The sequence below is a fragment of the Streptomyces sp. NRRL B-24085 genome, assembly GCF_001282115.1.
In the GTDB taxonomy this organism is placed as follows: domain Bacteria; phylum Actinomycetota; class Actinomycetes; order Streptomycetales; family Streptomycetaceae; genus Streptomyces.
On the sequence record NZ_LJBR01000420.1, the window covers coordinates 1 to 10,802 of the forward strand.

Annotated in this window: 7 protein-coding genes; 3 read left to right on the plus strand and 4 right to left on the minus strand. The window is 72.8% G+C overall.

All coding sequences use genetic code 11. From position 1 onward, the window contains the following. The coding region (locus AOJ26_RS35305; RefSeq protein WP_234358755.1) for a protein kinase domain-containing protein at window positions 1-885 on the minus strand (885 nt) is incomplete at its 3' end. A 194-nt stretch (window positions 886-1,079) separates the two neighbouring features. On the opposite strand from AOJ26_RS35305, the gene AOJ26_RS35310 reads away from it, so the two are divergent. Beyond that, a complete protein-coding gene (locus AOJ26_RS35310; RefSeq protein ID WP_053852447.1) occupies window positions 1,080-3,248 on the plus strand; it encodes a serine/threonine-protein kinase in 2,169 nt (722 codons plus the stop codon). 35 nt (window positions 3,249-3,283) lie between these two features. Here AOJ26_RS35310 and AOJ26_RS35315 read toward each other — a convergent pair whose 3' ends face one another. Then, entirely contained in the window at window positions 3,284-4,426 is a 1,143-nt protein-coding gene (locus AOJ26_RS35315; RefSeq protein ID WP_053852448.1) for a S1 family peptidase, read from the minus strand. Window positions 4,427-4,661: 235 nt separating this feature from the next. Here AOJ26_RS35315 and AOJ26_RS35320 point away from each other — a divergent pair, with 235 nt between their 5' ends. After that, window positions 4,662-5,372, plus strand: coding sequence for a ThuA domain-containing protein (locus AOJ26_RS35320; protein WP_053852449.1), 711 nt, complete (start codon window positions 4,662-4,664; stop codon window positions 5,370-5,372). Further along, on the plus strand, window positions 5,342-6,439 hold the full coding sequence (locus tag AOJ26_RS35325) for a Gfo/Idh/MocA family protein (RefSeq protein WP_053852450.1): 1,098 nt from the start codon (window positions 5,342-5,344) through the stop codon (window positions 6,437-6,439). The genes AOJ26_RS35320 and AOJ26_RS35325 overlap by 31 nt, the downstream gene beginning before the upstream one ends. Here the strand turns inward: AOJ26_RS35325 and AOJ26_RS35330 are convergent, their stop codons facing one another. Together AOJ26_RS35330 and AOJ26_RS35335 are read right to left on the minus strand one after the other, a co-directional pair. Next, window positions 6,440-7,918, minus strand: coding sequence for a glutamate-cysteine ligase family protein (locus AOJ26_RS35330; RefSeq protein WP_053852451.1), 1,479 nt, complete (start codon window positions 7,916-7,918; stop codon window positions 6,440-6,442). 529 nt (window positions 7,919-8,447) lie between these two features. Then, a partial coding sequence (locus AOJ26_RS35335) for an amidohydrolase family protein (protein ID WP_053852452.1) occupies window positions 8,448-10,802 on the minus strand: 2,355 nt, incomplete at its 5' end.

The window sequence follows — 10,802 nt, forward strand, 5'->3', positions numbered from 1 at the left end:
CTCCCCCAACACCCCAAGGTCCCCCAACCGAGCCAGGTCCTCCGCCGACATGCCCAATCCGCTCAGGCGGCGCAGGGTTTCGCCCAGGCTGAAGAGGTCGTCCTGCTGCCTGGACTCGCCGTTCGGGCCCACGGTCGGGGCGCTGAAGCCGGGCGTGGTCATCCCCGGCGCCCCGGCCGGCCGTACGCTGCCCACGTCGATGATCTTCGTCGTGGTGCCGTCGTGCATGACGTTGTCCGGCTTCAGGTCGCCGTAGACCTTGCCGGGCCGGTCGGCGTGCAGATACGCGAGGGCGGACAGGATCCGCACGCCGTAGGCGAGCACGAACTCGTGGAAGCGCTGGTCGCCGAACTCCGCGGGGTTGAGCTGCGCCCGCGCCCGCACCTCCTCCAGCGTGAGCCCGTCCACGTACTGGAGGACGAGGAAGTCGCCGACCTCCGGGTGATGCCCGTAGTTGAAGACGCGGATGATGTCGTCGTGGCCGAGGTCGACGAGGGCCCGCCGCTCCCGCGCAAGCGCCCCCGCCGCGGCCGCCGCCTGGTCGGGGTGCAGCATCTTGATGGCGACCTCGCGGTTGTCGACCTTGGTGTCGAGCGCGAGGTACACCTCGCCCATCCCGCCGTAGCCGAGCGGCCGGATCAGCCGGTACTGGCCGGCGAGCAACTGCCCCGGAGGCAGCGGGAGTTCACCGGGGTCGCCGCCGGGGCCCCAGCCGCGGCCCAGCAGGGTGACGGTGGGCAGCACGGTCGGATCGGGGTTCTCCGCGGGTAGCTCGACCTGCGCGGCCCTCAGGTACATCGGCTGTCCGGCGACGACGAGCGGACCGAACGACCCCTCGGATTCCGGTGTTTCACCGAACGCACTCCCGCCCCGAGCCCCCTTCATGCCTCCTCAGAATAGGGCCAGGTGCCGGGATCGACCCCTTGCGTTCCCCTTGAGAACCCTGGGACCGCGGCGCCCGGCGGACGGCAGGCCGGGGATCGGCGTCCCCCGCGACGGGGGCCCCTCTAGAGTGAGGGGTCCCTGTCAGAAGCGTCCGGACCGCAGCCGTCCTGGCCAGAAGCGGTGAAGGAGACACGGTGACCCTGCGCGAGAACGATCCGGAGTCCGTCGGTGGCTACCGGATCGAATCGCGGATCGGGACCGGCGGCATGGGTGTCGTCTATCTCGGCAGATCGGCCTCGGGACGGGCCGTCGCGGTGAAGGTCGTGCACACCCGGTACGCCGACAACCCCGAGTTCCGGGCCAGGTTCCGGCAGGAGATCGCCGCCGCGCGCCGGGTCAGCGGAGCGTTCACCGCACCGGTCGTGGACGCGGACCCGGAGGCGGTACGGCCGTGGATGGCCACCGCGTTCGTCCCGGGCCGCACCCTCGCGGAACTGGTCGACGAGTCCGGGCCGCTGGAGTGGCCCGCCCTGCGCCGGCTCGGCACCGAACTCGCCGAGGCCCTGCGGGAGATCCACCGTGCGCAGGTCGTGCACCGGGACCTCAAGCCGAGCAATGTGCTGCTCCTGGACGGCGAGGGTGACGACGGCGCCGTACGCGTCATCGACTTCGGCATCTCGCGCGCCGCCGACAGCGACGTGCGCACCCAGACCGGCATGGTGATGGGGTCACCGCCCTTCATGGCGCCGGAGCAGTTCAGCCGCCCGCACGAGGTCGGGTCCGCGGTGGACGTGTTCTCGCTGGGCGCGGTGCTCGTGTACGCGGCGACCGGGCACAGCCCCTTCGAGGCGGAGAACGCCTACCTGGCCGCGTACAACACCGTGCACGGCGAGCCGCGGCTCGGTGAACTGCCCGCGCAGTTGCGCCCGTTGGTCTCCCGCTGTCTGGCGAAGGAGCCCGCGGACCGGCCGACGTCCGGCGAGGTCCTGGAGCTGCTGGCGGCGCTCCCGGAGGAACTGCCCGAGGGGCGGCCGGCCCAGGAGCTGTCCCCGGTCTCGCCGCTGCCGCCGACGGACGCGGTGACCTCACCGCTCGGCGACGCCGCCGGACCGGTCCGGCGCGGGCGCCGCGGCCGGAGACTGTGGGCCGCCGTGGCCGCCCTGGCGCTCCTCGGCGGGGCCGGGGCGGCCGCGGTCGCCGTGGTGGGCGAGGAACCGGCGGGCTCGGGCGACGCGTTCGACGCCCTCGCCCCGCGGACGACGGCACCCGGCGGGACGGCACCGCCGGGCTGGCGGCCCTGGCACAACGCGCTGGGGTCGGACGGGAAGGACGCGCAGTCGGGTCTGGGGGCGTCGTGCACCCCGGACGCGCTGGGCGTCTTCTGCGCCTCCGGACAGGTCGCCCTGATGCGGCTCGACCCGGCGACGGGCGACGTCGAGTGGACCAAGCCCATGAGCCGCGCGCAGGTCAGCAGTCTCTCGGTGCGCGGGCCCGTGGTCCATGACGGTGTGGTGTTCGTGTACAGCGCCGACCGTTCGCAGGGCGTCGACGCCTTCGACGGCAGGACCGGCGAGCGTCTGTGGCATCTGAAGGGCCCGCTGGGCGAGTTCACGTACCTGAGCGGTGTGCTCGTGGTCCGCCTGGACGAGCTGGGCCTGTCCGACACGGCTCGCTACGCCGCCTACGAGCCGCGCACGGGCAAGGAGTTGTGGCGGCGCGAGCTGACCTCCACCTCGTCGAGCCCCTTCCACGAGGGCCCCGAGGGCACGCTCTACGCCGATCTGCGCGGCGGCGAGGGCGGCATCGCCCGCCTCGACGCGCGCACCGGCAGGACTCTGAGCAGTGTCGACGCGCCGAAGGGCGACCTGTGGCTGGCGACGGTCCACGCGGGCACGGCGTACTACGCGCGCTGGGAGGACGACTCCGGCGTGTCCGCCGCCTTCTTCGTCCAGGACCTCAGCAGCGGCAGGACCCGCCGGATCGACTTCCCCTGGAGCGTGGAGCCCGAGGCGCCGCCACTGGTGCACGGCGACACCATGTACATCTTCGACTACGGCAACGAGACCCTGCTCGCGCTCGACGTCAAGCGCGGCAAGCCGCTGTGGTCCAGCTCCCGCGACCTGCGCGTCTTCAGCGAACCCTCGTACCACGCGGGCCGGTTGTACGTGACGATGCCGGACACCAGCGTGCTGGCCCTCGACCCGGGGACCGGCAAGGAGATCGGCCGCACCGCCCCGTCCTTCGACACGGCGGGCCGCTCCTTCGAGGAACTGTCACCGAGCGCGGTGCCCCCGCTCCTGGTGGGGAACGTCCTGTACGGGGTCAGCGGCCCGGGGGTCTTCTCGGTGGCCGACGTCACCTGACGGGCCCGGCCCGCAGGCCGGGCCCGAACAGGCGCTCAGGCCGTGTGCAGGGTCAACCCGTACCGGTTCAGGATCTCGTTGACCGGCTGGAACCAGGTCTCGCCGCCGCTGGAGCAGTTGCCCCAGCCGCCGGAGGTGACGCCCTGGGCCTGGTCGCCGCTGATGAACGAGCCGCCGGAGTCGCCGGGTTCGGCGCAGACGCTGGTCTTGGTCATCTGGCGCACCGCGCCCTGGCTGTAGTTGACGGTCTCGTTCATGGCGAGGACCGTGCCGCAGTGCCAGTGGGTCGTCGAGCCCGAGCGGCAGATCGAGGCGCCGACGGGGGCCACGTTCGAGCCGCGCACGAGCTGGTCGGAGACGGTGCCCCAGCCGAGCACGACCGGGACGGTCCACCAGCCGCTGCCCACGTTGACCCAGGCGTAGTCGTTCTCCGGGAACGACGAGCCCTGGAAGTTGCCGACGTAGCTGCGGTCCCAGCCGTAGACGCTGCCGGTGTGCTGGTCGCAGTGGCCGGCGGTGACGAAGCCTCCGTGGACCGAGAAGCCGATGGAACAGCGGACGTTGCCGGTGTAGTACGGGTCGCCGCCGACGGTTCCGGCGGCGAAGGTGGTCGGCGCGGCGGCCACCTCCCGCACGGTCACGGGGCCTGCCGCCCTGGCCCGTGCGACGAACTTCCGGACATCGTTGTCACGCTCCCGTCCGCTGACGACGTTCACCACGACCGTGGCGGCCTTCGGGTCGACGTGCCAACTGCTCACGGCGTCCGGTGCGGGGAGCGCGTCCAGGCGGGCCTGGGTGGCGGAGAGTTCGCGGGCGCTGTGGGCGGCGGTGCGGACCGTGGCGCCGGTGGCGCGTATCTCGCGGAGGGCGGTGTCGGAGATGCCGGGGGTGACGGCGACGGTCAGCGTGCCCTTGGCGGCGTCGAACCAGGAACCGCCGTAGGAGGCGCCCGCGGCCCGGCGGACCTTGGGTTCGAGTGCCGTGGCCTTGCGCTCGGCGGCCAGCCTCGTCACGGCCTCCTGGGGCGACAGGCCGAGGTCCCGCTGCATCGCGGTGAGGAGGCCTGCGGAGGCGGGCGCCTTCTCGTCGGCGGTGGCGGGCACCGTGCCCGCGGCCGCGCCGGCGCCGATCAGAAGCAGCACGGCGAGGCCCGCGCGCATGATTCGGGTGCGTCTCATGGAGATTGCCCTTCGTCGTTCAACGGGATGGCAGTGTTCTCTGAGAGCGCTCTCAGTGTGGCCCGGCAGAGCCTAGCCACTGACGATTGACAGGTCCATACCAACGCCGGGATTGTCGAAATCCCGTCCCCGGTCCGGCCGTTCGTGCCCGGGACGGATGCCGGAACGGGGATTTCCTCCGACCCGCCCGGGGGATCTCACCCAGGAAACCTGTCCCGGCCCGCGAAGGAACAAGATGACACGGAAGAAAGCCCTGGTGGTCCGAGGCGGCTGGGAGGGACACCAGCCGGTCAAGGCCACGGAGCTGTTCCTGCCCTTCCTGGAGAGCAACGGCTACGACGTCCGGATCGAGGAGACGACCGACGTCTACGCCGACGCCGACGAGATGGCCGCCACCGACCTCGTCGTGCAGTGCGTGACCATGTCCGAGATCACCGCCGAGCAGGTGGCGGGACTGAGCGCGGCCGTGGTGGCCGGTACCGGCCTCACCGGCTGGCACGGCGGGATCGCCGACTCGTTCCGCGCCTGTTCCGACTATCTCCACCTGGTGGGCGGCCAGTTCGCGACCCATCCCGGCAAGGAGCCGTGCGAGCGGCGGGGCGGCGAAGAGGACAACTTCCTGCCGCACACGATCAACCTCACCGACCTCGGCCGCGAACACCCGGTGACCGAGGGCGTCGAGGACTTCGAACTGCACACCGAGCAGTACTGGGTGCTCCACGACGACCTCATCGACGTCCTCGCCACCACCACCCATCCCGCCCGGCCGTGGCAGCCCTGGCACCGTCCGGTCACCTCACCGGCGGTCTGGACCCGCAGGTGGGGGGCAGGACGTGTCGTGGTGACGACTCCCGGGCACAGCCTCGACGTCCTTGAACACCCCGCCGTCCGTACCGTCATAGAGAGGGGCATGCTGTGGGCGACCCGCACCGCATCGGCGTCGTAGGTCTCGGTGTCATCTCCCGCGCCTACCTGGACACGCTCGTCGGCCGCTCCGCCGTGCGCGTCACGGCCGTCGCCGACCTGGACGCCTCCCGCTCGGCCGCCGTCGCCGCCGAACTGCCGGGCGTCCGAGCGCTGTCGGTCGCGGAACTGCTGGGCAGCCCGGACGTCGACACGGTGCTGAACCTGACCGTCCCGGCGGCGCACGCCGAGATCGCCCTCGGTGCCGTCGGCCACGGCAAGAACGTCTACGGCGAGAAGCCGCTGGCCGCCGAACTGGCCGACGCCCGCGCCGTGCTGGAGGCGGCGGACAAGGCGGCGGTCGGGGTGGGATGCGCGCCGGACACCGTCCTGGGCACCGGCGTACAGACGGCACGGGCGGCGGTGGAGGCCGGAGCCGTCGGCCGCCCGCTGTTCGCCACGGCCGCCATGGTCACCCCGGGCCACGAACGGTGGCATCCGCACCCGGACTTCTACTACACGGCCGGTGGCGGCCCCCTGCTGGACATGGGGCCCTACTACCTCTCCTCCCTGGTGCACCTGCTGGGTCCGGTGCGTGCCGTGACCGGGGCGTCCAGCCGGCTCCGCACCGAGCGGGTCATCGGGTCCGGCCCGCGCGCGGGCGAGCGGATACCGGTCGAGGTGGACAGCCATGTGTCCGGGGTCCTGGAGCACGAGGGCGGGGCCCTGACGACGATCACGACGAGCTTCGACGGGGTCGCCACCACGGCCGCGCCGATCGAGGTGCACGGCGACCGGGGCACCCTCACGGTCCCCGACCCCAACCACTTCGACGGCGAGGTACGGCTCCTCGAACTCGGCGCGGAGCAGTGGCGCACGATCCCGCCCTCGGCCGGGTACGTCGGGGCCGCCCGGGGCGTCGGTCTGCTCGACTTCGTCGCCGCCGACGGGCGGCGGGCACCGCGCGCGAGCGGTGAACTCGCCCTGCACGTACTGGAGACGATGACCGCACTGCTGCGCTCGTCGGCCGAGGGGCGGCGGATCGAGCTGTCGACGTCGGTCGAGAGGCCGGATCCGGTGCCGTTGACGTCCGCGGAGGAGTGGCGCTGATCAGTCCACGGGCCAGGTGTGGGCGGGTGCGTTGAGGTGCATGTAGTCCATGTACGTCATCGTCATCCGCCGCAGCGCCTCCTGGCGGTCGCCGGCGCCCGACTTCTCCAGGTGGTGGACCATGTCCGCCTGCCACAGCGCGCCGTTGCGGGCGGTGACGCACCGCTGCTCGACGACGCCGAGCAGCGACTCACGCCACTCCGCGTCCATGCCGGCCAGTTCCAGGCCCCGGTGGGCGAGGGGCAGCAGTCGCCGCAACACCAGTTCGGTGACCGGCACTTCGCCCACGCCGGGCCAGTACAGGCGGGCGTCGATGCCGTCGCGGGCGGCGGTGTGCAGGTTCTCCTCGGCGACCGAGAAGGACATTCGCGTCCACACCGGCCGGTCCTCGTCGACGAGGGCGCGGGTCAGGCCGTAGTAGAAGGCGCCGTTGGCGATGATGTCGGCCACCGTGGGTCCTGCGGGCAGCACCCGGTTCTCGATGCGCAGGTGCGGGCCGCTGTCGGTGACGGCGTAGATCGGGCGGTTCCAGCGGTAGATCGTGCCGTTGTGCAGGGTCAGTTCGCCGAGTTCGGGGACCCCGCCGCCGTCCAGGGCCTCCTGCGGGTCCTCCTCGTCGCAGATCGGCAGGAGGGCCGGGAAGTAGCGGACGTTCTCCTCGAACAGGTCGAAGACGCTGGTGATCCAGCGCTCCCCGAACCACACCCGGGGCCGTACGCCCTGTGCCTTGATCTCCTGGGGGCGGGTGTCGGTGGCCTGCTCGAAGAGGGGGATGCGGGTCTCGCGCCACAGCTCCTTGCCGAAGAGGAAGGGCGAGTTGGCCGCGAGGGCGATCTGCACGCCCGCGACGGCCTGGGCCGCGTTCCAGTAGTCGGCGAACTCCTTGGGGGCGACCTGGAGATGGAACTGCGTGCTGGTGCAGGCCGCCTCGGGGGTGATGGCGTCGGCGTACATCGCGAGCCGTTCCACGCCGTCCACCTTGATGCGCAGGTCCTCGCCGCGGGCCGCGAAGATCTGTTCGTTGAGCAGCCGGTAGCGCGGATCGCCGGACAGGGCGGTCTCGCCCACGTCCGACTCTCTCAACGTCGGCAGGATGCCCACCATGATGAGGTGCGCGCCGACCGCCGCGGCGCGTTGCTCGGCGTGGTTGAGGGCGTCGCGGATCTCCTGCTCCCAGGAGCCGGGGCCGCCGGACAGGAGGCGCCGGGGCGGGATGTTGATCTCCAGGTTGAAGCGGCCCAGCTCGCTCGACCAGGCGGGGTCGGCGATGGCCTGGAGCACCTCGGTGTTCCGCATCGCCGGGAGCCCGTCCTCGCCGACCAGGTTGAGCTCGATCTCCAGTCCGACCTGCGGCCGCTCGCTCTCGAACCCGGACTCGCGCAGCATCTGCGCGAGGACGTCGAGGCAGGTGTGCATCTTGTCCCGGTAGCGTCGGCGGTCCTCCCGCGTGAACACCAGGGCCGGCACGTCACGTCCCATCGGGGCCTCCCGGGTCCCCTCGGCGGATGCCTCTCCCGTCCCAGAGTCCCACTTCCGGGACGTCCCAAACAGTCGGCGCACAGCACCGGGGCGGTGTGCGACGCGCCGCTCACGGAACGTGCGCCCCGGCACATGTTCCACAGGGGTGCGGTGGACAGGGGCATCCGGGCCCGGCAGGCATTGGAGGCCGGCCGCGTGGGCGTCGGGGCGGTCGGGGTGGTCCAGGGCCGTGGGCCGGGTGAGCGGCGCGGCGGTGCGGACCGCTTCTGCGGCGGCCGGGTGGAGGTACGGCAGCAGGCCCGTACGGGGTCGGGCCGCGCGCAGCACGGCCGCGTACGCCCTCTCACCGAGGTCCCACGGCAGGCGGGAGGTCGTGCCGTGGGACCGGCTGAGGGGCGACAGCCGACGGAAGGCGCCCCGCAGGAGTCGGACACGTCAGATCCCGGGCCCCGGGGTCGTGCAGGCGTCGGTCCGGTGTCACCGTGCCTCTCCGGGCGTGCAAGGTCGGTCCGGTGTCACCGTGCCTCTCTCACAGCGCGGTCCCCGGATCGCAGCACCCCTCACGCCGCAGCTGCCGGCTCACCTCCAGCCAGTCGGAGTCGGTCGACGCTCCGGAGGAGGTGCCGGTGCGCGCCCCGGAGCCGAAGGCGGCCACGAGGTCCGCCTGCTCGAAGGGCACACCCCCGCGCAGTACCGCCACCGTGCGGATCAGGGTGTCGAAGTCGGTGAAGGGATCGCCGTCCACGACCGTGAGGTCGGCGAGCTTGCCCTCCTCCAGCGTGCCGAGGTCGGCTTCCGCGCCGAACACGCGGGCGGGCAGCAGGGTGGCGGTGCGCAGGGTCTCGGCCGGCGAGAGACCGCCGCGGTGCAGCGCGCGCAGGGCGAGGTGGAGGTGGAGTCCGACCGGCACGAGCGGCTGGTCGGTGCCGAGCGCGACGAGACCGCCGTCGGCGAGGATGCGCCGGTAGACGGCCAACTCGCGTTCCAGCGTGGCTAGTTGTGCTGCCGTGGGTGGCTGCCCGGCCTGCTGACGGACCAGCGCGGTGTCCCACGGCGGCATCAGCGTGGTGACCCGGCGGTCCTCGGCGAGCGCGGGGTCCGCGCCGAGCAGGGCGAGTGCCGTGAACGGGGTGGCGATCAGGTGGAAGCCCGCCTCGGTGTAGATCTCGTGGACGTCCTGGTAGGCGCGGCCCGTGGCGGAGGTGGCGTGCCCGAACTCCAGCCGTTGCGTGGCCTGAAGATGGGTCGTCAGGTCCTGGCCGAGCTGCACCCCGGGTGTGCAGAGGTGGCTGCCGCTGCGCACCCCGAGCCTCTCGTGCGCGAAGTTGGCGGCCTCCTTCATCACCCAGCCCGGGGCGCGGACGTACGTCTTCACGAAGTCCCAGTCCAGCGCCGCCCCGCGTGCCAGTGAGCGCCGCAGTCCCTCGGGGGTGCGGTGGGCGCGGCCCATGCTGTAGGCGACACGGCTCCCGTCGAGCAGTTCGCCGGTGGTCAGCAGCCGTGGTCCGGCGAGCGTGCCGGCGGCGACCGCCTCGCGGATGCGGGCCTGCTCGTAGGCGAAGCCGCCCAGGGAGACGGCGGTGGTGATGCCGTAGGCGAGCTGGAGCGCGGTCTGCCGTCCGCCGTAGGTGCTCTGCCAGGGGTGGGTGTGGGCGTCCCACAGGCCGGGGAGCACGGTGCGCTCGCTCGCGTCGACCCTGCGGGCGGCCGGCCGCCCGGCGCGGTGCGGGGAGACCTCCGCGATCCGGGCGTCACGGATCAGCAGGTCGACGTCCTCGCGGACGTCGGGTCCGGTGCCGTCCCAGAACCGTCCGGCGTGCACGAGGGTGTCGGCGGGGCGGGGCCGCCGGTAGTCCAACGGCACTGTGACGGTACGGGACTTGCCGCTGCGGACGTCGAGCAGGCGGAGGGTGCCCGCGGAGAGGTAGAGCAGGGTGCGGGCGTCGGCCGACCAGGAGGGGTGGTCGGCGGGCTCGGTGGTGAGGCGGCGCGGCTTCCCGTCGGGTGTGCCGTCCGAGCGGACCGGGAGCAGCCACAGGGCGGACTCGGCGACGACGGCCATCCAGCGGCCGTCCGGCGACCAGACCGGGCCCGAGTCGTAGCGGTCGGACAGCGAGGTGTGCGGGGCGAGGGCGTGCAGGGCGGCGGTGCCGGTGGTGGTGTCGACGACCCGGATGAGGTTGTAGCCCTCCCGGAAGCGCTGGTTGAGCCGGTTGCGGTCGCACAGGGCGACGTACCGCCCGTCGGGGGACCAGCTCGGGCGGCCGGGCAGACCGCCCGAGCCGAGCGGGGCGGCGAGGATCCGTTCCCCGCCGTCGGGCAGGTCCCGCACGACCAGGTTGCCGGTCATGTCCAGGCAGGCGAGACGGGTCCCGTCGGGCGAGAGGGCGGGGAAGACCCGGCCGCCGTCGGCGAGCACGGTCTCCTCGCCGGAGTCGAGGTCGCGGCGCCGCACGGTGAACAGTCCGTCGCGGTCGTCGGCGTACAGGAGCCCGGTGCCGTCAGGCGTCCAGACCGGCCCCGACACATAGCGGGTGGGCGGGACCTGGAGGATCTTCCGGGGCCGACGCCCGCCCGAAGTTCCGGCGGTCCACAGGGAGTTGAGGGCGGCGAAGGCGAGGCTGCGGCCGTCGGGCGAGAGGGCGGGCAGGTGCAGAGAGCGCACGCGCCGGACGCCGGTGCCCTCGAAATCGTACGCCTTGCCGCGGTAGCGGGGCCGTTCGACGGGCATGGCGGCCGTGAAGGGGATCTCCTCCCCCGCCGCGGGAGTCTCGGGGTCGACCAGGCGGAACCGGCCGTCCACCGCGAGCAGGAGCCGTTCGCCGTCGGTCCAGCGGGGCGGGGCGGGCAGGACGTCGCCGTCGACGGGGACGGGCGCGCCGTC

What these genes read in the sequence shown, in the direction of transcription:
- AOJ26_RS35315 (WP_053852448.1), bottom strand. Translation starts at nt 4,426, where the DNA reads ATGAGACGCACCCGAATCATGCGCGCGGGCCTCGCCGTGCTGCTTCTG.
- AOJ26_RS35320 (WP_053852449.1), top strand. Translation starts at nt 4,662, where the DNA reads ATGACACGGAAGAAAGCCCTGGTGGTCCGAGGCGGCTGGGAGGGACAC.
- AOJ26_RS35330 (WP_053852451.1), bottom strand. Translation starts at nt 7,918, where the DNA reads ATGGGACGTGACGTGCCGGCCCTGGTGTTCACGCGGGAGGACCGCCGA.